We start from the raw sequence: 22,594 nt of genomic DNA on the forward strand, positions 1-22,594 counted from the left end.
AGCTTCGACCCCTGCCTCCCCTGCGGCGTCCACATGTACCTCGGCAACGGCAAAACCCTCACCACCACCCACACCCCCACCTACGGAACCGACCAAGGCTGAACGCGCCAAGGCACCGGGGGAGACGAGGAGCAGACCATGGGCACGATCAGAGTCGGCAGGCGTGACGTGAAGCCCGACACCCCCGGGCACGTCTCCGGACTGCACCAGGGCAACTGGGGCCCGTACGAGCGGCAGGCCGGGCACCACCGGGACGGCACCTCCGACGCCCGGCGGTCCACAGGCATCCACTGGAAGAAGCACGACACGATCATGAAGGCCATGCCGAACATCTCGCCCGGATGACGGGGCGTGCCATGGTCCGGGACCGATGTCAGGAGCGGGTCAGTCGGAAGGGAGGTACGGGGATGACGGCGAAACAGTTGCTGGCGGCGGAGGCCGCCCTGGTGGGCGGGCTGGTGGTCGCGGTGCTGATCAAGGAGATGCCGGGGCTGCTGCGCGAGATCAGGATCTGGCGGATGTCCGGCCGCGGCTCCGGTCACGCCCACTGAGGGCCGGGTCGGTAGGCTGGCTGTCCGCGGGCGCGCACCGCCTCTCCCCTGCGCGGGCCGCCGTGACGCCCGCGTCGGACGGAGGGAGGCGGACCGTGGACCGGGACGACGAGCGCCACTGGTACGGGATCTTCTACTGCGACCGCGACGATCCACGCGTGGTGGTCCCCAAGCGCTACGGCTGGGGCCGCACCCTGAACTACGGCCGTCCGATGGCCTGGGTCTGGACCTTCGGCGCGCCCGCGGCCGTCGCCGTTCTGACCCACCTCGGCCGGCGCTGAAGGAGCGGCGGCCCGCGGGCCGCCGCTCCGTCGTCGCTCCTGGTCCGTCACCAGTAGTGACGGCGACCCGCGACCGCGTGCCCCATCGCCCCGAGGACCCACAGGACCAGGCCGATCACGGCCAGGATGATGCCGATGGTCCACAGGATCGAGATCCCGGTGACGAAGCCGACGACGAGCAGAATGACGCCGAGGACGAGCATGACCGCCTCCGTAGGGAGAAGTGCCTCACTGAAGCGGGTACCCCGAAACGGCGCTGTATCGCGCCACCCCGGTCGGCTTGTCCGGCTCAGCGGGGCCAGGTGGGCAGCAGCGTCCGCCGGTGCGCGGCGTTGATCACCCCGGCCGCCGAGGCGTACCAGGCGACCAGCCCCGTCGCGATCCCGAACCAGCCGCCGATCTGCGTGGCGACCTGCGGTGCCGGACCACCCTGGAACTCGCCGATCGCCAGGAGGACGAAGGTGATCGTCAGCAGTACCAGCACCGCGAGGACGGCGAGACTGGTACGCAGCGCGGCCACCGCCATGTAGGCGGTGAAGATGGCCCACAGGAGCAGGAACAGACCGAGGCCGTTGTGCGCGTTGCCGACGACCGCCACCCGCGGCACCAGCCACCAGTACGTCAACCAGAACGCCCCGAAGGAACCGAACACGGTCGCGCCGAAGGTGTTGCCGCGGCGGAACTCGAAGAGCCCCGCGACGAACTGCGCCAGACCGCCGTAGAACGCGGCGAGCGCGAGCACCGGGAAGATCGCGCCGGGTTCCTTGAGCAGGTTGGTGTTGAGGATGGACAGCAGGACGGTGGTCATCGCGAACCCGGCCAGGCCCAGCGGGGCCGGATCCGCGTAGGCGACCGGCCGCGGGTCGGCCGGTCGGGCCTCTTCGCGCACGGAGTCGCTGGTGTCGTCAGTCATGACCGGAATCCCTTCGACCTGAGGTCGGCAGAACCAGCCAGAGCCCGACGAGCGCAGGCACAGGACGTCCACGGGGCCGAACCCGCGGGCAGCGCCGGCGCTGCCCGAGTCTTCAGCTGTATCTGTTCACCACACGCGTACCCGTTTGTCCCAAGATCAGTCGGCGGACGGCAGGTGCCGGGGCGCCCGCACTCCTGGCAGAATTCCGGACACCCGCACGACGAGACGGGCGTCGTGCGGTCGGAACACCGTCACAAGGGTCGGCCCTGGGGGGAACGCACCATGAGTACCGAGATCTACTTCAGCAACAACCACCGCGACCTGTGCCAGGAGCACGGAACCGGCGCCGGTTTCCAGTTCGAGTTCTACTGCTCACGCTGCTCCGACACCTGGCGCTCCCCCTTCGAGCCCTTCCGGGCGGGCCAGATGGCGGGCTGGCTGTCGCGGGGGGTGAACGCGGCCTGGTCGGTCATCGGCGGCGGCGCCGCCCAGGGCGTCTCCAACGCGGCCGACGGGCTGGCCGGCGCGAACTACGGGAGTCAGCGGGACGCGGCGTTCACCCGCGCCATCGCCAACGCCCAGGGCCACTTCGACCGTTGCCCCCGCTGCACCGCCTACGTCTGCGCCCGCTGCTGGAACCCGGGCCTCGGGCTCTGCCTCACCTGTTCGCCGGACACCGCGGCGGAGGCCCAGGCGGCCCAGCAGCGCGGTCTGAACGACATGGTGGCCCAGCGCGCCTACGACGCCGGTCAGCAGCGCGGCCAGGACTACGACGCCACCACGCCACGCCAGTTGGTCTGCCCGCAGTGCCACACCGAGACCAGGGGCGCGGCCTTCTGCCCCACCTGCGGACACCGCCTCGCCCAGACCGACAGCTGCGCCTCCTGCCACCAGGACCTGCCCGACGGCGCGGCCTTCTGCCCCTCCTGCGGCACCCGCAGGTGATCACCGGCCCGCTGCCCCTGGACTGAGCGCACACGGCGACCGCGTACCGCACGCACGACATGCGGTACGCGGTCCGCGAACGTGTCGCGATCCACGGTGCGGCGGAGCGCCGGGTTGGAGGATGATCATCCTTCAACGAGCCCGCCCTTCCAGCCCGGTCGGCCGGGCCACCGCATGTGAAGGAGCAAGGGCAGCAGATGCCGGAGCAGCACGATCAGAACCCCGACATCGCCTCACGGTCCTTGCGCGGAGAACTGGCCCGCCGCTGCCGGACCGTCACCGAGGCCCGCTGGTTCGCCCTCGGCGTCTTCGCGGTCATCCTCGTCAACGCCGGGCTGCTGGGCGTGGAGACGTACTCCGGTCTGGCGGCCGAGTGGCACCACTGGTTACGGCAGGCCGAACACATCTGCCTCGCCGCCTTCACGCTGGAGATCCTCGTCCGGCTGCTGGCCTACGCCGACCGCCCGCGGGAGTTCTGGAAGGACCCGTGGAACTCCTTCGACCTGATCGTCGTCCTGTGCGCCTTCGTGCCCGTCGTACGGGAGAACGCCACGGTGCTGCGGCTGCTGCGGCTGGCGCGCGTGCTGCGCACCGCCCGCTTCCTGCCGCAGGTGCGGATCGTGCTGGGCGCCGTGGTCCGCAGCCTGCCCGGCACCCTGAGCTTCCTCCTGGTCGGTGCCCTGCTGCTGTACGTGTACGCCATGGTCGGCTGGGTCTTCTTCGGCCGCCACGATCCCGAGCACTACGGCTCCATAGGCCGGGCCGTGCTGACCCTGTTCCTGCTGATGACCCTGGACGGCATCGGCGACGCGGTGCACAGCGGCCTCGAGGTGTCGCGCTGGAGCCTGATCTACTACGCCTCCTACGTTCTGCTGGCCTCCTTCGTCCTGGTCAACGTCCTCATCGGCGTGGTCATCACGTCCCTGGAGGAGGCCCGGGAGCTGGAGCGGGACCAGCCCGACGAAGCGGCGGACGCCGGTGGCTCCCCCGACGTCCAGCATCATCTCGCCGCCCGGATCGCGGCGGCCCGCAGAGCCCTCGACGAACTCGAACGCGACCTCGGCCGGCCGGCGCCGCCACGGCCCCGGCAGGCGGCCATGGTGGTCCCGGCGGTCGTGGCGCGCGCGGCGTCCGGCTCCGCGAGGGCCCGGCAGCGGGCGTCCCGACGACGCAGGTGAGACGGCCGCGGGGCCTTCGGTGAGGGGGCCGGGGAGCGGGTGGGTCTTCTCACAATTCGGGCCGAAACGGGTTCGCAGTGACGGCGGCCACTTCACCTGGCGCCCATCTTGTCTACCTTCCCAAGCAGTTTCCCCCGTTTACCGACCCCTTGCGGAGGCCTGTCCGATCATGTCCCATCCGCGTTCCCTGTCGCACGCGAAGACCTCGGCGGCCCCGGCCGGGCGCCGGGTCAGCCGCGCCGCCGCCTGTGCCGGTGCCCTCCTGGCCTCGGTGGCGACCCTCTTCTCCCTCGGCGCGCTGCACGCGGCACCCGCGGTCGCCGCGCCCGGCCCGGCGGGGCAGACCCAGGCCGCCGCGTCCGTCCGGGCGGCGCCGCACCCGCAGAGCAAGGCGCGGGTGACGGCGGCGGTGCTCGACCTCGACGGCGTGAGCAGGAAGCCCCGGCTGTACGGCCAGGACGCCCCGTACGACACCGCCAGCATCATCAAGGTCGACATTCTCGCGGCGCTGCTGCTTCAGGCCCAGGACGCGGGCCGGCATCTCACCGCCCAGGAGCGCGGCCTGGCCGAGCCGATGATCCGCAAGAGCGACAACGCGGCGGCGAACGCCCTGTGGCGCGAGATCGGACGGGCGCCGGGTCTGCAGGCCGCCAACAAGCGCCTGGGGCTGACCTCGACCAAGGGCGGTCCGGACGGCAGGTGGGGGCTGACGCGGACGACGGCGAGCGACCAGATCCGCCTTCTGCTGTCCGTGTTCGACAGCGCCGGGGCGTCGGGGACCGGCTCCCCGCTGAACAAGGAGTCCCGGACCTACATCCGGTCGCTGATGAGCCGGGTCGCGAGCGAGCAGTCCTGGGGTGTCTCGGCGGCCGCCGGCGCCGAGTACGCCCTGAAGAACGGCTGGCTCCAGCGGACCACCTCCGGGCTCTGGGACGTCAACAGCGTCGGCCGGATCACGCTGGGCGGACACCACTACCTCGTCGCGGTACTCTCCGACGGCAGTGCGTCGATGAGCGACGGCGTCGCCCTGGTGGAACGGGCGGCCCGGCAGGCCGTGACCGCGGCCGCCCGGACCTGACGGGCACCGGCGCCGGAAACCCGCGAGGCCCGGCGCCGCTCCCCGGCCACCCCGACCTCCATGGTTAGTTGCGTCATTGCGCAACTGTATAGTCGTGCCGGGTGTCACCGGGCCGGATACGGGAGTCCGGAGGAACGAGACGGGGGGAGCTGCCATGGGCAGTCGAGTCGCATCATCGGGCCCGGACGGGGATCCGGTCAGCCGCAACCGGGAACTGGCGCTGCTGCTGGGTGCCGTGCTCATCTGCGGCTTCGGCCACGTGGGCAGTTCCCTCGCGATGACGGGCGGCCTGCCGCCCGGCCTGGCGTTCCACATCGCCGTGCTGGCCCTGCTCCCGCTGCTGTGCCACCTGGCGGTACGGCGGTTCGCCCCGCACGCCGACCCGTTGATCCTGCCCGTGGCCACCCTGCTCACCGGCCTGGGCATCGTCCTGATCAACCGCCTCGACATCTCCTACCAGGCCCGGTACAACTCGCCCACGGCGGTCGGCGGGCAGATCATGTGGGCCGGTCTCGCCGTGATCGGATTCATCGCGGTCGTGATCGGACTCAAGGACCACCGCCGGCTCCAGCGCTATCCCTACGTGGCCGTCACCGTGGGCCTGGTGCTGCTGATGGCCCCGGCCTTCTATCCCGGCGACGTCTACGGCGCCAAGCGGTGGATCTTCCTCGGGCCGCTGTCCTTCCAGCCCGGCGAGTTCGTGAAGATCGTGATCGTGCTCTTCTTCGCCGGGTACCTGACGCTCCGCAAGGACGCCCTGGCGCTGGCCGGACGGCGCTTCATGGGCATGTACCTGCCCCGGGGGCGACAGCTCGGCCCGATCGCGGCCGTGTGGGTCATCAGCCTGCTCGTCCTGGTCCTCGAACGGGACCTCGGCACCTCGCTCATCTTCTTCGGCGCCTTCGTCATCATGCTGTACGTCGCGACCGAGCGGACCAGCTGGGTGGTGTTCGGCGTCGGCATGTTCGCCGTCGGAGCCTTCGTCGTCGGCTCCTTCGAACCGCACGTCCACGGCCGGGTGGTCGCCTGGCTGCACCCCATGGACATCTACCTCCCCCCGGACCAGCGGCCGGCCGGGCTGATCTCCGACCAGGCGGCCCAGGCGCTGTTCGGGTTCGGCTCCGGCGGGATGCTCGGCACCGGCATCGGCCAGGGCCACCCCGAGCTCATCGGCTTCGCCGGGCGCAGCGACTTCATCCTCACCACCGTCGGCGAGGAACTCGGCCTGGCCGGAGTGACGGCCGTGATCCTGCTGTACGCCCTGCTCGCCGAGCGCGGCCTGCGTACCGCGATCACCGTGACCGACCCCTTCGGCAAGCTGCTGGCCGCCGGCCTTGCGAGCACGCTGGTGCTCCAGGTGTTCGTCGTCGTCGGCGGTGTCACCGGGCTCATCCCGCTCACCGGAAAGGCCCTGCCGTTCCTGGCGCAGGGCGGCTCGGCGATGGTCGCCAACTGGCTGCTCGTCGCCCTCCTCCTCAAGGTCAGCGACACCGCCCGCCGCCCCGCGCCCGAACCGTCGGCGGACCTGGACGCCGCCGAGACCCAGCTGGTCCGCCGCTGACCCGGTCCCCGGGGGTACCGAGGGCGCCGGGTCCTCTTTCTCGTTCAGTGTTCGAGGAGTTTCCTGGCCACGCGAGCCGCCGCCTCGCTCTCGGCCGCGGGCGGCGACAGTTCGCTCAGGGTGTCGAGGTCGGTGTCCTGCTGGAGCTCCCTCTCCCAGGCGGCGGCCAGGCTCTCCTGGTCCTCGCGTGACAGGCCCTGGACGTGCTCCCGGTGGCGCGGGTCGAGGGCGGTCAGGAATCGCTCGACGGTTTCGATGGGCATGTCACTCTCCTTGATCAAGGCGTGCCGGCCCGGCGTGTACGCCGAGGTCGGTACACCGGGTTACTCCCCACGTCGGACGCCTTCCGCGCCACCGTCCGGCACCGTGTGGCGGGTGAGAACAAGCCGCCCCGCACGCCGTGCCTTCCTCGTGGTCCATGTGGTCGCCTCCGCCAGTTGGCTGGGCCTCTCCCTCGGACTGCTCGCCCTCGCGATCGCCGCGGTCACCACGCGGTCCGCGGTGACCGTGGAGACCTCCGTCCGCGCGATGAAACTCTTCGCCGACTGGCTCCTGCTCCCCGTCGCGTTCGCCACCCTGTTCAGTGGTCTCGTGCTGTCCCTGGGTACCCCGTGGGGGCTGGCCCGGCACCGGTGGGTCTGCACGAAGTTCTGGCTGACGCTGGCCACGACCGCCGCCACGGTCCTCGTGCTGCGCCCCGGGCTGACCGCGACGGTCCGGGCCGTCGCCGCGGGCGAGCCGCCGGCCGACTCCCGCGGGATATTGATGGGCCCCGTCGTCTCCCTGACCGCGTACGTCTTCATGACGGTGATCTCCGTACTCAAGCCCTGGGGCCTGACCCGCCGCGGCCGCCGCCACCGCACCGCCCAGCGCGCGGCCCAGACCGCCGCCCGCCGGGGCGCACCGGTCTGACCGGGTCGCGAAGCGCCCCCGCCAAGGTCACACCCGCGCACCCGCCCGCACCGTGGACGTTGACGGCCGCACCGGGGCCCGCCACGGCGTCCGGGTCGGTGTGGTCGTCGTCGGCCTGCTGGTGATCGTCGCAGGGGTTGTGGGCGCTCTGGTACAGCACAGGGTGTGGTGGGCGGGGTCCGGGGCCGTGCTGGGTGCCGTCACGCTGTTCCTGGGCACGGGGGGCAGACGCGAGGGAGCGGTTCGGCACCCCGCGCCTGTGACGTGCCACGTGGGTCCACGGTGCCGGGGACGCACCGGCGGTGGCGTGCTGCGGGTGCCCGGCCGGGCCCGCCGCACGCCCGTCGGGACTCAGCCCCGTCCGTGCTGCTTGTCCAGGACCTTCAGCACCGCACGCGCCATGGCCTCCTCGCCCTTGGCGTTGGGGTGGGCCGGGGCCGCGGGTGAGGCCGGTTGCAGCGGCTCGATCCAGCGGTCCGCCGGGGACTTGCACATGTCGTGGCCGACCGTGGGCCCGTAGGTGTCGACGTACTCCGCGCGGTTCCACGCGGCCACCAGGCGGAGCATCGTGTTCAGCCGCTTCTCGGTGTCCCGCAGATAGGGGAAGTCCCGCGCGGCGAACGGCACCGAGGGGAAGCAGCCGCTGCCGTCGTCGGGCAGCAGGTCCGGGTAGCCGACGACGAGCACCCGGGCGTGCGGCGCCCTGGCGTGCACGGCCCGCAGCACGCGGTCCACCTTCGGTGCCGTCCGCGCGATGTCGAGCGTCAGCCGGTCGATGCCGGACGAGGCGTAGTGGCGCCGGCAGGGGTCCGACTCCGGCTGCTGGAGTCCGAGTTGGGCGCAGGTGGCGATGATGGAGCCGAACCCGACGTCGTTGCCGCCGATCTGGACCGTCACCAGGTCGGTGTCCTTGCGCAGCGCGTCGAGTTGGGCGTCGTTGGAGCCCTGCGGCTTCCACATCTCCTCGGTCGTCGCCCCGCCGCAGCTCACGTCCGTGAAGGAGGCCGCCTTCCGCTCCGCCGCGACGAGCGACGGGTAATTGCTGTCCGAGCGACCACAGTCGGCGTCGACCTGCCGCGGGATTCCGGGGCCGGAGGTGTAGGAGTCCCCGAGCGACACGTAGTGCGCGGCACGGCCGGCCCCCGCGCCGGGACCGGGCCCGTGGGCCGAGGCGGGCGCCGTGGATGCGGCGACGAGGGCGCACGCACCGAGCGCCGCCCCCACCGCGGCGCTCGGCCACCGCAGTCCTCTGACACCTTCCTGTCGGGTCATCAATTCCTCCCCCTGAGGCGGGACTTCGCGCGCGGCGAGCACCGGGAGGCCGCCGTCGCACGTTCGACTGGGCTTGTATACCGTCCGGTAAGTCCCCGGGGCCAGAGGTGTGAAGCGGCGACGGCGATCTCACGCCGGGATGGACAGGGGCAGTTCGGCGGTGATCGTGGCGCCCTCGGGCGCGGTGCGAACGGTCAGGGTGCCGCCGATCTGCTCGACGCGCTCGTGCATGGACTGGATGCCGACGCCGGGTGTCCACGGCTCGGCACAGCGGCCGGAGTCGGCGACGGTCACCCGCAGCCGGTCGCTGCCGAGCAGTTCCAGGGTGAGCGTGGCGGTGGTCACGGCGGCATGCCGGGCGATGTTGGTCACGGCCTCCACCGCCACCCGGTAGGCGGCGACCTCCACGGCCGCGGGAAGCTGCGGCAACCGCTCCGGGGCGTCGACCGTCACCGTGAGGGGGCGGCCGTCGGCGACCCGCAGCGGTGCGGTGCGCTGGCGGATGGCCTCGACCAGGCCGAGTTCGTCCAGGGCGCGAGGGCGCAGCCCGTAGACGATCCGCCGGATCTCGGTGATCGTGTCGCCCACGTCGGCGCGCAGCGCGCGCAGGGTCTCGACCGCGTGCTCGGGGTCGGTGGCGATGAGGTTGACGACCGCGTCCGCCGTGTAGGCGATGCCGGTCAGAGTGGGGCCCAGGCCGTCGTGCAGATCGCGGCGCATACGGCGTCGCTCCTCCTCCAGCGCGGTCACCGTGCGGCCCCTGGACAGGCGCAGTTGCTCGCTGAGCCGGGCCGCGTGCAGGGCCTGTGCGAGCGGCGCCGCGACCAGGTCGAGCACCGCGGCGGCCGCGCGGGGCAGCCGCAGATGTCCCGGCGGCAGTCCGACCACGAGATCGCCGACCTTCTCGCCGTCCGCGCGCAGGGCGGTGACCTGGACGTGGTCGGCGTCGACGGTGCCCGCGGTGGCGACCACGGTGTCCTCCTGACGCAGTTCGATGCCGGGCACGCCGAGCGTCGTACGCAGGGTGTCCAGCCACAGCGGGGGAGGGGCACCGGCGGTCAGGTCCGTGCCGAGCCGGGTCAGCGTCTCCACCGCGTCGGCCGACCGGCCGAACAGCATCTCGTCCATCACCGCCTCGACATGACGCCGGACCGGCTGGTACCCGGCGGCGATCGCGGCCGCCAGCAGCGGAGGCACGCCCTTGCCCGGCCGGGCGCCCACCGCCATCTCCCAGACGGCGGCGATGCCCTCGTACACCGCCGCGCTCAGCGCGAGCATGACGATGAGGACGGCGGCGCCGCGCATCACCACCCGGACGTCCACCGCGCGGGGCGCGACCAGCGCGACGGTGACGGCGCCCGGCAGCAGCAGGGACACCGCGCCGACCGTCAGCACGCCGGCCGGGAAGCCGAGCGTGAGGGAGTTGTCCACCGCGAACAGCAGCATCCCGGCCAGCGTCGTCCCGGCGGCGCCCAGCACCAGCCACAGCACGCGGCGCCGGTCGTCGCCCGAGGTGAGCTCGAACAGCACCCAGGTGCCGGCGCACATCGCGGTCCCGGACGCCACCCCGGCCGCGATCAGGGCCGGTTCGCCGCCCGTCCGCGACGCGGCCGCGCAGCCCGCGCCGCACACGGCGATCGACGCCTCCGCCCAGCGCAGTGTCCGCGACACCGGCCGCGCCTCGACGACGCGGAGGGCGGCCAGCGGCACGGTGACCGTCGAGGCCAGCACCACCGGCACCACGGCGAGGTCCGGGACACCGGCCGCGGCCGCGAGCGGCGCGCTCAGCAGCGCCGCCGCGGACAGTCCGAGCAGCCGGGAGGCGGCCGAGGCTCCGCGCCGGGCGGAGACCACGGTGTACGACGCCGTCAGCCCGAGGCCGACCACGAGGGCCCACAGGACCCATCCCCGGGCCGGGGACGGCGGCGCCCACCACAGGGACGCGAGCGCCACGCCGGCGACCGGCGCGAGGGCCGCCCCGCGCAGGGCGGCCGACGGGCGCGCGGTCATGAGGCGGAGCCGGAGGTGCCGTCGCCCAGCCCCCGCTCGCGGGCGAGCAGGATGGCCTCGGTCCGGCCGCTCACCCCCAGCTTGGCGAAGACGGCGGACAGATGATTGGCGACGGTCTTGACGGCCAGTTCCAGCTCGGCCGCGACCCGGGCGTTGCCGTGGCCGCGCGCCACCCGGTCGAGGATCTCCCGTTCCCGCGCGGTCAGTTCGGGGAAGGGGTCGGCCGGCCGGGGCGGTGGCCCGACCTGGCCGAGCAGGCGGGCCGCGACGCCCGGCGCGATGACGAACTGTCCGGCCGCCACCGACCGGATGGTCGTCAGGATCTCCTCCTGCTGGGCGCCCTTGAGGAGATAGCCGCGGGCCCCGGCGCGCAGCGCCGACAGCACCGTCTCGTCGTCCTCGTACATGGTGACGACGAGCACCGCGACGTCGGGCAGCAGCGCGGTCAGCCGCCGGGTGGCCTCCACCCCGTCCATGGCCGGCATCCGGATGTCCATCACCACCACGTCCGGGCGGCTCAACTGTGCCTCGCGCAGCGCCTCTTCGCCCGTGGCCGCCTCCGCCACCACCTCCACCCCGGACAGCGAGGTCAGCAGGGCGCTCATCCCGCGCCGCACTACGGGATGGTCGTCGGCGATGAGCACCCGGATGGGACGGGCCGCGGAGGTCATGTCCCGATGATGGCCGAGACCGGTTCCCGTCGGGGAGGCTCTTCTCCCGGGACGTACGGGAAAACCTCCCTGCCGCCGGGGACGAACCACCGATGCGCGCCGGAACGCCGCCGCCGCATGCTCACCGCACCGGGTCGCCGCACCGGCGGCCCCGAACTCCCGGACCGAGGAGCCCAGATGAGCCGGACCAGCCCTTCCGGAACCGTTCCAGGCCTCACCCGCAAGAACAAGGTGGGCCTCGTCCTCGCGGGCCTGCTGGGCCTGCTCGACATGACCAACTTCGTCACGCTCCCGGAGCCCGACGCGGACACCCAGGGCCCGCCGATGGCCGTCGCCGTCGCCGACGGCGTGCTGGGCGTGATCACGGTGCTGGCGGTCCTCTACACCTGGCGCACGCTGAACCGGACCGGCTCCCGCGTCGTGGCGGCCTCCCGGATCGTGTCGGTGGTCTCGGCCCTGCCGGCGTTCTTCGTCAGCGGAGTCCCGGCCGCGGTGGTCGCCCTGGTCGCGGTGTTCACGATCCTCAGCGTCGTCGTCATCGCCCTCGTCCTGACCCGCCCGGCCCCCGAGGCAGGTACCGCCTGACCGGCGCCGGGCGCACCTCGTGCCGCTCGGACGCCGGGGACGCATCCGCCACCGCAGGGGAGCGGCGGATGCGTCCCCGTGCCGTTCCGGCCGGGTCGCCGAGGGACGCCGCGAAACGCCGTACGCGCCCGACACCAGGGGGGAGTCGGGCGCGTACGGGGCGAAACGGTTCAGCGCCGGGCCGCGGCCCGGCCCTGGCTGAGCTGCGCGGTGAGGAGATGCGCGTCGAGCAGCGCGACGTCGGCGGTGCGGTCCGCCCGCGCGTAGCCGGCGAGCATGCGCTTGGTGAGGGTCAGTGCCTCCGGCGCGCGCCGCACGAGGGGCCGGACCCAGGCGTCGACGGCCGCGTCCAGCTCCTCCACCGGGGCGACCTTGTGCAGCAGACCGAGCCGGTGGGCGGTGCCGGCGTCGAACGGCTCACAGGTGAGCATGAGTTCGCGGATCCTGGCGGACCCGCCCTCGGCGACCAGGCGCCCCATGGCGCCTCCCCAGGCGGGCGGCAGCCCCAGGGCGATCTCCGGCATGCGGAACCGGCAGGTGTCCGCCCCCGCGCGCAGGTCGCAGAAGGAGGCCAGCGCCAGTCCGGCGCCCACGACCTTGCCGTGGAGCCTGGCGATGGTCACCGCGTGCGAGTTCTCCAGGGCGTCGCACACCCGGTAGGCCTTGTCCACGATGCGCCGCATGGCGCCGCCGGCCGGGTCCTGCGCCAGTGCCGCCTGGAACTCGTCGCGGTCGGCGCCGAGACAGAAGTCGTCGCCCACCGCCGACAGCACCAGCACCCGGATGTCGGGCCGGTCGTGGAGGCTGTTGAGCAGCGAGACGAGGTCGTCGAGAGCGGCGACCGTCAGCGAGCTGTCCTGTGCCGGCGGGTCGAGCGCGACCCGGAGGACCGGCCCGTCCTGCTCGACCCGTATCGCCTTGTAGGGGAAGCTGTCGAAAGTATTGGTCATTTCCATCATATGAGAGCGACATCCAGGTTCAGCGGGCGCCGGAAGGCCACACGCGGCGCCCACGTCGGCTGGCGCACGAGCGTGAGCCGCGGGAAGCGCCTGACCACGTGGTGCAGGAGGGTCTGGGCCTCCATCCGGGCCAGGGGCGCGCCGAGGCAGTAGTGAATGCCGCCGCTGAAGGCCAGGTGCGCCGGTTTGCGGTGCAGGTTGAAGAGTTCGGCGTCCTCGTGCTTGGCGGGGTCGCGGTTGGCGGCCCCCACCATGAGGTGGACCATCTCGTCCTTGCGTACCTCGACACCGCCCAGCTCGGTGTCCCTGGAGGAGACACGGCTGATCACATGGGTGGGCGGGTCGTACCGCAACGACTCCTCCACGGCGGCCGGCACGAGGTCGGGGTGGATGGTCAGCCGGTCCCACTGCCGGCGGTGTTCGAGGACCAGCAGGGTCATGGTCGACAACAGCGTGGACGTCGTCTCGAGGGCCGCCAGCAGCACGAAGAGCGCCAGGAAGTAGACGGCCTCGTCCGCCTTGTCCTGGTCGCTCTCCATGGCGTCCCAGAGCGTGATCCAGCGCGACACGGGGTCGTTGCCCGGGCGGGCGCGCCGCTCGCGCACCAGGTTCAGGAAGTAGGCGCGCAGTTCGGCCGTGGCCGCGTCGGACAGCGCCAGCTGACTGGCCGAGGGCAGCAGCTCCTGGGTGAAGACCTGGTCGTGGGTCAGCTCGCGCAGCCGGGGGAAGTCGGCGCTCGGCAGGCCCAGCCAGTGCCCGATCGTGGCGACCGGAAGCTCCTCGCTGACCAGGGCGTTGAAATCGGCCTCACCGTCGCGCAGCCGGACGGCGAGGGAGTCCATGAGCCGGCCCGTGATGCGGCCGACCGTGCCACGTATCTCCTCCAGGGAGGTGCGGTCGAACATGCCGGCGGACCGGCGCACCCAGGTGTGTTCGGGGGGATTGAGGGCGGGCAGCGTCCTGCTCATCTCACGGGAGGAGGGAGCAGTCCAACGGGTGCCGTCGCCCTGCTGTTCTCGCCAGCGCGCGTCCGGTTCCAACCAGTCCCGGCTGCGCAGGACCTGATCACACAGGTCGAAGCGCGTGACGAGATGACCTCCCCATGGCGCTGCGACGACTCCGCCCCTCGACCGAAGCTCCGCGTAGATCGGAAAGGGGTTGGCCTGGCCCTTCGCTGTCCGAAGACGAGAGAAGAGAGAGACCGCAAAACGTCTGTCGGGGGGCGGAGTTACCGCTGTCTCCACGACGGCTCCTTTCTAGGCATCAGCCGCCATGCATACCCCAGCGGTGGCTTGAACATACGAAATGACTATGCGCGCCGGGGTTGCCTTCGTCACTCCCCTCGGGTCCATGCCAGGAAGCGGCTGAACATGCCCGCCTTGGGCTTCGCCGCGGACGTCGCCGCAGGCCGCGGCGCTGCGGCGGTGGCCATCGGCGTCGCGGGAGCGGCCGTCTGCGACGTCTGCGCCTGTGCGGGCGTCGGCGCCACGACCCGGGGCGTGAACCGGACAGGGAGGGTGACCAGCGAACGGCTCCACGGGGCCGGGACCCAGCTCAAGTCCTTGAACGGTACGCGGACTTCGACGTCCGGCAGCCGGTTGAGCAGGGACTCGACGGCCGTGACCGCGATCATGAACGCCGGGTCCTTGGCCGGGCAGGCGTGCGGGCCGGCACCGAAGGCCAGATGCGCCTTCGCGCTGAGCTGCTCACGGTGTTCGGCCAGCCGCGGATCGGTGTTGGCCGCTGCGAACGAGATGAGGACCGGGTCGTTCGCCCTGAGCGTCCTGCCGCCCAGCTCCACGTCGTGCGTCGGGTAGTGGGCCGCGTAGTTGGCGATCGGCGCGTAGTTCCACAGGACCCGGGTGACGGCGTCCTCGATCGGCAGCCCGGCCTGCCACTCCTCGTCGAGGATCAGCGCGCTGCTGGTGCCGATGGCCGCCGACAGGGGAGCGGTGCCGCCGGACAGCAGGGTCACCAGCTGGTGCAGCACCTCCTCGTCGGTCAGCGCCGCGCCGTGCTCCATCAGACGCGTGGTCAGGTCCTGACCCGGGCGGCGCCGCTTGAGGGCGATCAGCTCCGCGAGCGCCTCGCCCAGCACCTGGTCGGCGTTGGGAGTGCCGTCGAAGATGCCGCTGATGCCGACGATGACGCGGTCACCGATCTCCGGCGGACAGCCGAACAGGTCGCTGAAGACCAGCAGCGGCAGCGGCTGGGCGTAGTCGGCCATCAACTCGGCCTGACCGAGGCGGTCGGTGCTGAACCGGCTGATGAGGTAGTCGGCCGACTGCTGCGTCTGCCGCACCAGTTGCAGCTCGTTCACGCTGGCCAGGGAGTCCGTGACCGCCTGGCGCAGCCGGGCGTGCGCCGCGCCGTCACTGAACAGCGCGTTGGGCCGGTACCCCATCATCGGCAGCGCCGGGCTGTCCTCGGGGACCCGCCCCTGGTTCAGCGCGTTCCAGCGCCGGGAGTCCCGGACGAACGAGGCGGGGTTCTGCAGGATGTACAGCGCGGCGTCGTAGCTGGTGACCAGCTCGACCTGGACGTCCGGGGCGACGTCGACCGGCGCGCTCGGGCCGAGGGTGCGCAGGTACTCGTAGTGGCTGTCGGGGTCGGAGCCGAACTGAGGACCGTAGAAGGGGACGTTGGCGTGGGCGGGGCAGCCGGGCGGCGGCCCCTGTATGCCGGGACGCTGCTGCATGGGCGGTGCTCCTAAGAGATGAGGGACAGGAGGTGGTGCACGAGGGTGATGAGGGCCTGCGCCGCCGAGTTCTGGTCCCGTACGTCACAGGCGACGACGGGGGTCTCCGCGGACAGGTTCAGGGCCTCGCGCACCTCCGTGAGCGGGTAGTCGGTGGTGCCTTCGAAGTGGTTGACACCGATGGCGTAGGTCAGGCCGAAGCGTTCGACCAGGTCGAGGACCGGGAAGGACTCGGAGAGACGCTCGGGGTCGACCAGGACCAGGGCGCCGAGGGCACCCCGGGACAGTTCTTCCCACATCTCCTTGAAGCGTTCCTGACCGGGCGTTCCGAAGAGGTAGAGCACCACCTCGTCGCTGATGGTCAGTCGGCCGAAGTCCATGGCGACCGTCGTGGTCGTCTTGTCCGGAGTTCCCGACAGGTCGTCAAATCCCACACTCGCTTCGGTGATCTCCTCTTCGGTCCGCAAAGGCTCGATCTCGGAGATACTTCCGATGCACGTGGTCTTCCCGACTCCGAAGTGGCCCACCACAAGGATCTTGACCGCGGTGGAGACGGCTGAATCCAGGTACACGTATCACGCTCCGAATCGGGCTTTGAGGCCATCGAGTACCGCGCTGAGGATTTCTCGATCGACACGTTCGGCACGGGGGACGGGCTTCCTCGTGATGATGAGGCCGCCCTCTTCCAGCTCCGCCAGAAGAATCCGGACGATCCCCAGCGGCAGGTGCGTATGGCCGGCCACTTCCGCGACGGACAGAAAGCCGTCCGTGACCATCTCCAGAACCTGGCCCGCCTCCGGGGAAAGCATGCGGCCGGCGGCGGAGACGCCGTCCTCCGCGGACACCAGGGTGGTGCGCTCGTAGGCGTGGTCCGGGGGCAGGGAACGCCCGTTCGTGACCACGAACAGAGGCACTAAGGCCGAGGTCAGCTCGAGATCGGGCTCGTCGCTCACTTGCCGCTCACCGCCCCCTGTGGTGACAGATGCTCGCTCAGCCGGGGCACCACCTGGTGCAGCCGGGTCGTGAACTCCTCGATGTCGGCGTCGTGGTCGGCCGCCGCGGCCAGGAAGGCCCCCTGACCGGCCGAGATCAGGAAGATCCAGCCGTGCTGGAACTCGATCACCGTCTGCCGCCACCGGGCGTGCTCGTGCACTCCGGCGAACTGCGAGGTGGCGCGGCTGTAGGCATGGATGCCGGTCATGGCCGCCGAGATCGTGTCCGCCAGGTCCTGGCTCATGCCCGTGGTGGCGCCGCGGGGCAGACCGTCGGAGCCCAGCAGCACCGCGTGACGGGCGCCCCGCACCTGGCTGACCGCCTCGTCCAGGTCGGCGATCGGAACGCCGGTTCCCCGCCTGTCGCCCATCTGGCCACCGGCACGTTCGGAACGCTCCGCCGCGGCCTCCGCGTTGACCCTGGGAGGCGAGGTGAGGTTGTTGCCGAGCCTGGCGACGAGCCGGTGCATGCGGAAGGAGATCTGCTGCATGTCGACGTCGGGCGCCGCGGCCGCGGCGAGGTAGGCACCCTGCCCCGCCCCGATCAGGAAGATCCAGCCGTGGGAGAACTCGATGATCGTCTGGTTCCACTGCCTGTCCTCGCCCGGACCGGCGAAGTGGGAGGTCGCCCGGCTCAGTGCCTGCATGCCCGCCATGGCGGCGGATATGGTGCGCACGTCCTTCTCCGACATCCCGTCGGTAGCGCCGCGGGGAAGACCGTCTGCGGACAGCAGAACAGCGTGCCGCGCCTTCGGCACGTTGCTCACGATGTCCTCGAGCATCCACGACAGGTCGTTGGTCATGCGTTATCGGACCCTTCGTTCGGAGCCGCGGAGAGGTTCCGGCCCGAGAGCGTGCCGCGCTGGAAGGCCCCCAGGCTTCGGCCGGAGCGGCCGGCGTCGTCCGACGGCGCGGCGGGCTGCGCCGAGTCGTCGTCGGCGGGAACACGGTCGGGAGCGGCGTCGGGAACACTGGCTATGGGCACCTGGCGCGACCCGCGCTTGGGCAGCCCGTGCGCGGTACGGGTTCCGGCCTCGGACCGGCCCGTCGCGCTGCGGATCGGACTGACCTGGGAGACCTCGGCGGGCACGATCTCCTCCTCGGTCCACAGCTCCTCGGGGAGCAGGACGACCGCGCGGACGCCGCCGTAGCGGGAGATGCCGGTGACGTCCACCCGGAACCCGTACTGCTGGGCGAGCAGGCCGATGACGGGGAAACCGAACTTCGGCTGGTTGCCCAGGTGGGACAGCCGGGGACGGAACTCGCCGGACAGCAGGGTGGACGCCTTCTGCCGGTCCTCGTCGTTCATGCCGACACCGGCATCATCGATGACGATGCACAGGTTCTTCTGCACCCGCTGGAAGGTCACCTCGATCGGCGAACCCTGCTGGGAGAAGCTGGCCGCGTTGTCGAGGAGTTCCGCGACGGCGAGAGCGACCGGCGAGACCGCGGAAGCCTTCAACGCGAAACCGCTCTGCTGCATGATTTCGACACGGCGGAAGTTGCGAATTTGTCCCTGCGCGCTGCGCACCACGTCATAAACGCTCGCCGGCTTACTGCGGCGACCCAGCGGCGCACCGCACATCACCGCAATACCCTGAGCCTTCCGCGCCATTTGCGCATTGGCGTGGTTCACCTCCAGAAGGTCACCGAGCACGGCGTGGCCGCCGTACTTCCGCTGAATTTCCTCAAGAAGTGCCAACTGCTCGGCCGCAAGGCTCTGAAGAAAACGCGCGGAGCCCTTGAGGACCGCCTTGGTGCTTTCCTCGGCTCCTTCCTCGGCCTCGCGGATGGTCTGGTCGTGCTCGGCCTTGTGACGCTGCAATTCCTGCCACACCGTGGCAAGTTGCCCCTCGGCCTCGTTCAGCTTCTGCGTGTAGGCGGCCTCGGCCTGGCTCTTTTTCGTCGTGATGGCATTATTTCGACGATAGAGCACCAGGACCGCGGCGACGGCAAGCACCACCGCGGCAACCAGGCACCAAACAAGTGCGTCTCGATTCATGGAAACCTTTCCTGGCGTTTAGCCTGCAGCCGTCGGTGGGTGGCGCCTCGTGGAAGTCCGCGGCACAACCGCTCAGAACGACCCGACGGCTGTTGCGTTGAGAACAGGCCGACCTCAATGCAGTGCCCGAGCCGAGTGGACCAAGGTCACGGACGCGGGGATGCTATCACTCACTTAGGGCACCCTCCGCAAGTCCGGGAGGGCAAGTGCCCGACGCCGTTCGCCACTTGGTCGCGCCCTGATATGCGCGGGTCTCGCTTCCCGCGGCCCGCCCGTTAACCGTTATGAGTTCGCTACATAAGGCGGATTGCGCGATATCTACCATTTATACGGCCAAGTCCCCACGCCGGGGGGTCATCTGGCGGTCCGTCGCGTGAGCGGCGCACCACACGCTCACAACCCCGCACCGCTTTTTTCACAGACGACGCCGCACACACCCACGGGTCATTACGCATGGACGCCCCGCGGATGTTCAACGGTTCCCCTCGTGCGACACGGCCGGCGGATCGAAGGCGACCCGGGTGCGTGCGCCGTCGGCCCAGATCACGTCGACGCCCCTCTCGTCGGCGACGCACCGGGACACCGCATCCGCCAGGGGCACGGGATCCGGCTCGGCGGTCAGCGCGGCGAGCGCGACGTGCGCACAGGTGCCGTCGGCCGGTCCCGTGAGGCGCGGCACCTCGGCCCACCGGGTCCAGGCGGTGCCTCCGGGAGCGCGGACCGTGCCGGGGGAGGGGTCCCAGCCGTGCAGCCCGAACAGCGCCGAGACCACGTCCTGCTCCGGCCCGGTCGCCCAACCCGTCTGCGTGACAAGGGAATTGTCCGGGGCGCCGATCACCCGGTGCACCCGGAGCTCAAGCCGTCCATACGCCACCGTGACGCTCTCCACCCGCAGGCCCGGCACCATCGGGGGCCCGGTGACGAAGACGGGCCGGTGCCAGGACGCCGCCCAGCCCCAGCCGTCGCCGTGCCCCGCGCCCAGTGGGTGGATCCGGCGACGGGTGCTGGGCCGGCCGTCCACCTCCACCGACAGGTGGTTGTCCGCGACGTTCCCGGGCGCCGTCGGACCGGTCCGAGTCGAGTACGCCTGACGCCCGTAGTGCGGGTCGTCGCCGGCAAGGATCATGCCGGGCGTGTACTCGGCCACCGGGACGGCGTTGGCGGCCGCGGCGGAGGACACCTCGACGCCCCGCTCCCAGCAGGCCTCGGTGATGTGGCCGCGCACGCTGCCCGCCGTGTGCACGACGGCCCGCGGCCGGGGCGCCGCGGCCAGCGCGGCGGCGTCAAGGGGCGGGCAGCCCCAACCGGTGACCAGCAGGTCCACGTCGGCGAGCACGGAGCGGGCCCGCGCCGTGGTGAGGTCGTCGAGCACGGGCAGGGGCGCGAGGTCGCAGATCGCGCGGAACGCGTCGAGCGCCGCGGTGTCGAGGACCGCCGCGGCGGCGTCCGGCGACATCGCCGGCGCGGCCCGCGGCCGGAAACCGGGGCCAGGTCCGACGCCGGTCACCCGGCGGCTCCCGCCGTCGGGGCGTCGCGCCAGGGGAACTTGTGCCGCGAGAGGCCGAGGACGGGCGCGGGCAAGGCGAGTTGAAAGCCCATGATCACCACCGGGTAGGATTGCGGACGGGAAACGGGCGGAGCCGTTCCACGTCTACCGGACGAGGCTCCCCGGATACAGGTGCTCCTCGGCCAGCGTGACGACCGGGGCGCGGGATCCGGCCCGGGACCACAGGGACGCGTGCGTCGCGGCGGACACCATCCGGCCCGCGCACAGGACACCGGGCGCCATCCGCCCGAACCCGCGGGCCCTAGGGTCCGGACGGTCCCGTCAGTCGACCGGCCATGTGTGTCCAGGGGCGTTGAGATGCATGTAGTCGACGTACTGCTGCGTCATGCGGCGCAGGGCCTCGTGCCGGCCGCAGTGAGTGGTGGCGTCGATGTGGTGGAACATCTCCTTCTGCCAGATCGCGCCGTTGCGTCCGGTGACGCACCGCTGCTCGATGATGCCGAGCAGCGGCTCGCGCCAGGCGTCGTCCATACCGGACTGCTCCAGCCCCTGGTGGGCCAGCGGCAGCAGCCGCCGCAGCACGAGTTCGGGCACCGGCACCTCGCCCATGCCGGGCCAGTACAGCCGTGCCTCCATGCCGTGCCGCGCCGCGGTGTGCAGGTTCTCCTCGGCGGCCGAGAAGGACATCCGCGACCACACCGGGCGGTCCTCCTCCACCAGGGCGCGTGTGAGCCCGTAGTAGAAGGCGCCGTTGGCGAGCGTGTCGGCGACGGTCGGGCCGGCGGGCAGCACCCGGTTCTCCACCCGCACGTGCGGCTTGTCGTGGGAGATGGCGTAGACGGGGCGGTTCCAGCGGTAGATCGTGCCGTTGTGCAGGGTGAGTTCGCCCAGCTCCGGGACGTCGCCCCGGTCCAGGGTCTCCCCGGGGTCCTGCTCGTCGCACAGCGGCAGCAGCGCCGGGAAGTAGCGCAGGTTCTCCTCGAACAGGTCGAAGACGCTGTTGATCCACCGCTCGCCGAACCAGACCCGGGGCCGGACCCCCTGCACCTTGATCTCCTCCGGGCGGGTGTCGGTGGCCTGCTCGAACAGCGGGATTCGGGTCTCGTGCCACAGTTCCTTGCCGAACAGGAACGGCGAGTTGGCCGCCAGCGCGACCTGGACGCCGGCGATCGCCTGCGCCGCGTTCCAGTAGCCGGCGAACTCGTCGGGGGAGACCTGGAGATGGAACTGCGTACTGGTGCACGCGGCCTCGGGAGTGATCGTGTCGGCGTAGGTCCGCAACCGGTCCACGCCGTCCACCTCGATGTGCAGATCCTCGCCCCGGGCCGCGAAGACCTGGTCGTTGAGCAACCGGTAGCGGGGGTTCTCCGACAGCGCCGCCTCGCCGACGTCCTCCTGCCGCAGCGTGGGCAGGATGCCGACCATGATGAGATGCGCGCCGACGGAACCGGCGCGGTCCTCCGCGTGGTTCAGCGCGGCGCGGATCTCGGACTCCCAGGCGTCGGGACCGCCCTCGGTCAGCCGCCGGGGCGGGATGTTGATCTCCAGGTTGAACCGGCCCAGCTCGGTCGACCAGGCGGGATCGGCGATGGCCTCCAGCACGTCGCTGTTGCGCATCGCGGGTTCCGCCCCGTCGTCGCCCAGGTTCAGCTCGATCTCCAGCCCGACCTGGGGGCGCTCGGATTCGAACCGCGACTCGCGCAGCATCTGCGCGAACGCGTCGAGGCACTTCTGCATCTTGATCCGGTACCGGCGGCGGTCCTCACGGGTGAAGACCAGCGCCGGGACGTCACGTCCCATCGGCCCTCCCGGAACCCCCTCCTCGGACACCTCACCACCCCAGCGTCGCACCACCGGGCGACCCTGACCAGGCGAGAACGCAGGGGCCACCCACCGCGCACTCGAAGCGTCCCACCAGGGCCGCTCCGGCCTGCGCCGGTGTCCGGTCTGGCCGAGTGTCGGGCCTGCCCTCGTGTCGGGCCTGCGCCGGTGTCCGGTCTGGGCCGGTGTCGGGCCTGCCCCGGAGTCCGGGCTGCGCCGGTACCGGGCCTGCCCCCGGGGCTGGTCGGCCCCGATGTTGGGCCTGCCCCAGTGACCGGTCGGCCTCCGTGTCGGGTAGGCCCTTGTACGGGTCGCCCTGTGGCCGATCGACCCCGGTGTCGGGTCGCCCCGTGTCCGGTCGGCCCCAGTGTCGGGCCTGCCCCGGCTGTCCGGCTCGCCTCGGTGACTGGTCGGCCCCGGTGTCCGGTCGGCCCCCATGTCCGGGCCCACCCCCGTGGCCGATCGGCGCCGGTGTCCGGTCGCCCCATGCCCGGTCGCCCCGTGTGCGCGGGCGCCCCCTGTCCCGGTGGGCCGCTCGACCGGGGGCGTGGATCCGTTTCACGCCGAGCGGCGGCAGGGCTGACACGCGCGCCGAACCCTTGGGTCCTACCGCAGCCGCAGCCGCAGCCGCAGCCGCAGCCGCAGCCGCAGCCGCAGC

Annotated in this window: 25 protein-coding genes; 9 read left to right on the forward strand and 16 right to left on the reverse strand. The window is 71.7% G+C overall.

Going from position 1 to position 22,594, the window contains the following annotated elements:
* Nucleotides 1-138 precede the first annotated feature (138 nt).
* From ACIP4X_RS33240 to ACIP4X_RS33250, 3 genes are all read left to right on the forward strand, one after another.
* Complete coding sequence (locus tag ACIP4X_RS33240; RefSeq protein WP_391457448.1) at nt 139-345, forward strand: hypothetical protein; 207 nt, start codon at nt 139-141, stop codon at nt 343-345.
* A 62-nt stretch (nt 346-407) separates the two neighbouring features.
* Complete coding sequence (locus ACIP4X_RS33245; protein ID WP_358736866.1) at nt 408-551, forward strand: hypothetical protein; 144 nt, start codon at nt 408-410, stop codon at nt 549-551.
* Between the two features lie 95 nt (nt 552-646).
* Complete coding sequence (locus ACIP4X_RS33250) at nt 647-832, forward strand: DUF5808 domain-containing protein (protein ID WP_391457450.1); 186 nt, start codon at nt 647-649, stop codon at nt 830-832.
* 47 nt (nt 833-879) lie between these two features.
* On the opposite strand, the gene ACIP4X_RS33255 is transcribed toward ACIP4X_RS33250, so the two are convergent.
* Complete coding sequence (locus ACIP4X_RS33255) at nt 880-1,035, reverse strand: DUF6131 family protein (RefSeq protein ID WP_358736865.1); 156 nt, start codon at nt 1,033-1,035, stop codon at nt 880-882.
* Nucleotides 1,036-1,121: 86 nt separating this feature from the next.
* Entirely contained in the window at nt 1,122-1,745 is a 624-nt protein-coding gene (locus tag ACIP4X_RS33260) for an acetate uptake transporter (RefSeq protein WP_358736863.1), read from the reverse strand.
* Between the two features lie 282 nt (nt 1,746-2,027).
* Here ACIP4X_RS33260 and ACIP4X_RS33265 point away from each other — a divergent pair, with 282 nt between their 5' ends.
* From ACIP4X_RS33265 to ACIP4X_RS33280, 4 genes are all read left to right on the forward strand, one after another.
* On the forward strand, nt 2,028-2,690 hold the full coding sequence (locus ACIP4X_RS33265; RefSeq protein ID WP_358736862.1) for a zinc ribbon domain-containing protein: 663 nt from the start codon (nt 2,028-2,030) through the stop codon (nt 2,688-2,690).
* Between the two features lie 197 nt (nt 2,691-2,887).
* On the forward strand, nt 2,888-3,868 hold the full coding sequence (locus ACIP4X_RS33270) for an ion transporter (protein ID WP_358736860.1): 981 nt from the start codon (nt 2,888-2,890) through the stop codon (nt 3,866-3,868).
* 169 nt (nt 3,869-4,037) lie between these two features.
* Complete coding sequence (locus tag ACIP4X_RS33275; RefSeq protein ID WP_358736859.1) at nt 4,038-4,946, forward strand: serine hydrolase; 909 nt, start codon at nt 4,038-4,040, stop codon at nt 4,944-4,946.
* A 154-nt stretch (nt 4,947-5,100) separates the two neighbouring features.
* Nucleotides 5,101-6,507 (forward strand): FtsW/RodA/SpoVE family cell cycle protein, encoded by a 1,407-nt coding sequence (locus tag ACIP4X_RS33280; RefSeq protein WP_358736857.1) that lies wholly within the window; start codon nt 5,101-5,103, stop codon nt 6,505-6,507.
* 44 nt (nt 6,508-6,551) lie between these two features.
* Here the strand turns inward: ACIP4X_RS33280 and ACIP4X_RS33285 are convergent, their stop codons facing one another.
* A complete protein-coding gene (locus ACIP4X_RS33285) occupies nt 6,552-6,770 on the reverse strand; it encodes a hypothetical protein (RefSeq protein ID WP_358736855.1) in 219 nt (72 codons plus the stop codon).
* A gap of 112 nt (nt 6,771-6,882) precedes the next feature.
* Between ACIP4X_RS33285 and ACIP4X_RS33290 the strand changes: the two genes are divergently transcribed.
* The gene (locus tag ACIP4X_RS33290) at nt 6,883-7,419 is read left to right on the forward strand and encodes a DUF2269 domain-containing protein (protein ID WP_358736854.1); all 537 of its coding nucleotides are present in this window, start codon (nt 6,883-6,885) and stop codon (nt 7,417-7,419) included.
* 351 nt (nt 7,420-7,770) lie between these two features.
* On the opposite strand, the gene ACIP4X_RS33295 is transcribed toward ACIP4X_RS33290, so the two are convergent.
* The 3 genes from ACIP4X_RS33295 to ACIP4X_RS33305 all read right to left on the reverse strand — a co-directional run bounded on the left by ACIP4X_RS33295 (nt 7,771) and on the right by ACIP4X_RS33305 (nt 11,372).
* Nucleotides 7,771-8,691, reverse strand: a complete 921-nt coding sequence (locus ACIP4X_RS33295; RefSeq protein ID WP_358736852.1) for an SGNH/GDSL hydrolase family protein — start codon at nt 8,689-8,691, stop codon at nt 7,771-7,773.
* 129 nt (nt 8,692-8,820) lie between these two features.
* Nucleotides 8,821-10,701 carry a histidine kinase gene (locus ACIP4X_RS33300; protein WP_358736851.1) on the reverse strand — a complete coding sequence of 627 codons (1,881 nt, stop codon included), beginning with the start codon at nt 10,699-10,701 and terminating at the stop codon, nt 8,821-8,823.
* Nucleotides 10,698-11,372, reverse strand: coding sequence for a response regulator transcription factor (locus ACIP4X_RS33305; RefSeq protein ID WP_358736849.1), 675 nt, complete (start codon nt 11,370-11,372; stop codon nt 10,698-10,700). Before ACIP4X_RS33305 ends, ACIP4X_RS33300 begins: the two co-directional genes overlap by 4 nt.
* A gap of 177 nt (nt 11,373-11,549) precedes the next feature.
* Here ACIP4X_RS33305 and ACIP4X_RS33310 point away from each other — a divergent pair, with 177 nt between their 5' ends.
* The gene (locus tag ACIP4X_RS33310) at nt 11,550-11,957 is read left to right on the forward strand and encodes a hypothetical protein (protein ID WP_358736847.1); all 408 of its coding nucleotides are present in this window, start codon (nt 11,550-11,552) and stop codon (nt 11,955-11,957) included.
* 170 nt (nt 11,958-12,127) lie between these two features.
* Here the strand turns inward: ACIP4X_RS33310 and ACIP4X_RS33315 are convergent, their stop codons facing one another.
* The 10 genes from ACIP4X_RS33315 to ACIP4X_RS33360 form a co-directional block, all read right to left on the reverse strand.
* The gene (locus tag ACIP4X_RS33315) at nt 12,128-12,907 is read right to left on the reverse strand and encodes an enoyl-CoA hydratase-related protein (protein ID WP_391457457.1); all 780 of its coding nucleotides are present in this window, start codon (nt 12,905-12,907) and stop codon (nt 12,128-12,130) included.
* 5 nt (nt 12,908-12,912) lie between these two features.
* Complete coding sequence (locus tag ACIP4X_RS33320) at nt 12,913-14,160, reverse strand: cytochrome P450 (protein WP_358736843.1); 1,248 nt, start codon at nt 14,158-14,160, stop codon at nt 12,913-12,915.
* An 89-nt stretch (nt 14,161-14,249) separates the two neighbouring features.
* Nucleotides 14,250-15,614: a cytochrome P450 gene (locus ACIP4X_RS33325; RefSeq protein WP_358736841.1), complete on the reverse strand. Its 1,365-nt coding sequence runs from the start codon at nt 15,612-15,614 to the stop codon at nt 14,250-14,252.
* Between the two features lie 11 nt (nt 15,615-15,625).
* Nucleotides 15,626-16,186: an ATP/GTP-binding protein gene (locus ACIP4X_RS33330; protein ID WP_100572491.1), complete on the reverse strand. Its 561-nt coding sequence runs from the start codon at nt 16,184-16,186 to the stop codon at nt 15,626-15,628.
* 3 nt (nt 16,187-16,189) lie between these two features.
* Entirely contained in the window at nt 16,190-16,567 is a 378-nt protein-coding gene (locus tag ACIP4X_RS33335; protein ID WP_358736839.1) for a DUF742 domain-containing protein, read from the reverse strand.
* Nucleotides 16,564-17,409: a roadblock/LC7 domain-containing protein gene (locus ACIP4X_RS33340; protein ID WP_391457461.1), complete on the reverse strand. Its 846-nt coding sequence runs from the start codon at nt 17,407-17,409 to the stop codon at nt 16,564-16,566. Before ACIP4X_RS33340 ends, ACIP4X_RS33335 begins: the two co-directional genes overlap by 4 nt.
* Entirely contained in the window at nt 17,406-18,608 is a 1,203-nt protein-coding gene (locus ACIP4X_RS33345; RefSeq protein WP_358736835.1) for an ATP-binding protein, read from the reverse strand. The genes ACIP4X_RS33340 and ACIP4X_RS33345 overlap by 4 nt, the downstream gene beginning before the upstream one ends.
* Before the next feature lie 472 nt (nt 18,609-19,080).
* Nucleotides 19,081-20,115, reverse strand: a complete 1,035-nt coding sequence (locus tag ACIP4X_RS33350) for a hypothetical protein (protein WP_391457463.1) — start codon at nt 20,113-20,115, stop codon at nt 19,081-19,083.
* Nucleotides 20,116-20,259: 144 nt separating this feature from the next.
* Nucleotides 20,260-20,397: a hypothetical protein gene (locus ACIP4X_RS33355; RefSeq protein WP_358736831.1), complete on the reverse strand. Its 138-nt coding sequence runs from the start codon at nt 20,395-20,397 to the stop codon at nt 20,260-20,262.
* 39 nt (nt 20,398-20,436) lie between these two features.
* Nucleotides 20,437-21,915, reverse strand: a complete 1,479-nt coding sequence (locus ACIP4X_RS33360; RefSeq protein WP_358736829.1) for a glutamate-cysteine ligase family protein — start codon at nt 21,913-21,915, stop codon at nt 20,437-20,439.
* Nucleotides 21,916-22,594 lie beyond the last annotated feature (679 nt).

This window comes from Streptomyces sp. NPDC088817 (genome assembly GCF_044750345.1).
GTDB lineage: Bacteria > Actinomycetota > Actinomycetes > Streptomycetales > Streptomycetaceae > Streptomyces.

Coding starts and splice junctions, on each gene's coding strand:
- ACIP4X_RS33240 (WP_391457448.1), top strand. CDS start 139: ATGGGCACGATCAGAGTCGGCAGGCGTGACGTGAAGCCCGACACCCCC.
- ACIP4X_RS33245 (WP_358736866.1), top strand. CDS start 408: ATGACGGCGAAACAGTTGCTGGCGGCGGAGGCCGCCCTGGTGGGCGGG.
- ACIP4X_RS33255 (WP_358736865.1), bottom strand. CDS start 1,035: ATGCTCGTCCTCGGCGTCATTCTGCTCGTCGTCGGCTTCGTCACCGGG.
- ACIP4X_RS33260 (WP_358736863.1), bottom strand. CDS start 1,745: ATGACTGACGACACCAGCGACTCCGTGCGCGAAGAGGCCCGACCGGCC.
- ACIP4X_RS33265 (WP_358736862.1), top strand. CDS start 2,028: ATGAGTACCGAGATCTACTTCAGCAACAACCACCGCGACCTGTGCCAG.
- ACIP4X_RS33270 (WP_358736860.1), top strand. CDS start 2,888: ATGCCGGAGCAGCACGATCAGAACCCCGACATCGCCTCACGGTCCTTG.
- ACIP4X_RS33275 (WP_358736859.1), top strand. CDS start 4,038: ATGTCCCATCCGCGTTCCCTGTCGCACGCGAAGACCTCGGCGGCCCCG.
- ACIP4X_RS33280 (WP_358736857.1), top strand. CDS start 5,101: ATGGGCAGTCGAGTCGCATCATCGGGCCCGGACGGGGATCCGGTCAGC.
- ACIP4X_RS33285 (WP_358736855.1), bottom strand. CDS start 6,770: ATGCCCATCGAAACCGTCGAGCGATTCCTGACCGCCCTCGACCCGCGC.
- ACIP4X_RS33295 (WP_358736852.1), bottom strand. CDS start 8,691: ATGACCCGACAGGAAGGTGTCAGAGGACTGCGGTGGCCGAGCGCCGCG.
- ACIP4X_RS33300 (WP_358736851.1), bottom strand. CDS start 10,701: ATGACCGCGCGCCCGTCGGCCGCCCTGCGCGGGGCGGCCCTCGCGCCG.
- ACIP4X_RS33305 (WP_358736849.1), bottom strand. CDS start 11,372: ATGACCTCCGCGGCCCGTCCCATCCGGGTGCTCATCGCCGACGACCAT.
- ACIP4X_RS33310 (WP_358736847.1), top strand. CDS start 11,550: ATGAGCCGGACCAGCCCTTCCGGAACCGTTCCAGGCCTCACCCGCAAG.
- ACIP4X_RS33315 (WP_391457457.1), bottom strand. CDS start 12,907: ATGACCAATACTTTCGACAGCTTCCCCTACAAGGCGATACGGGTCGAG.
- ACIP4X_RS33325 (WP_358736841.1), bottom strand. CDS start 15,614: ATGCAGCAGCGTCCCGGCATACAGGGGCCGCCGCCCGGCTGCCCCGCC.
- ACIP4X_RS33340 (WP_391457461.1), bottom strand. CDS start 17,409: ATGACCAACGACCTGTCGTGGATGCTCGAGGACATCGTGAGCAACGTG.
- ACIP4X_RS33345 (WP_358736835.1), bottom strand. CDS start 18,608: ATGAATCGAGACGCACTTGTTTGGTGCCTGGTTGCCGCGGTGGTGCTT.
- ACIP4X_RS33355 (WP_358736831.1), bottom strand. CDS start 20,397: ATGGCGCCCGGTGTCCTGTGCGCGGGCCGGATGGTGTCCGCCGCGACG.
- ACIP4X_RS33360 (WP_358736829.1), bottom strand. CDS start 21,915: ATGGGACGTGACGTCCCGGCGCTGGTCTTCACCCGTGAGGACCGCCGC.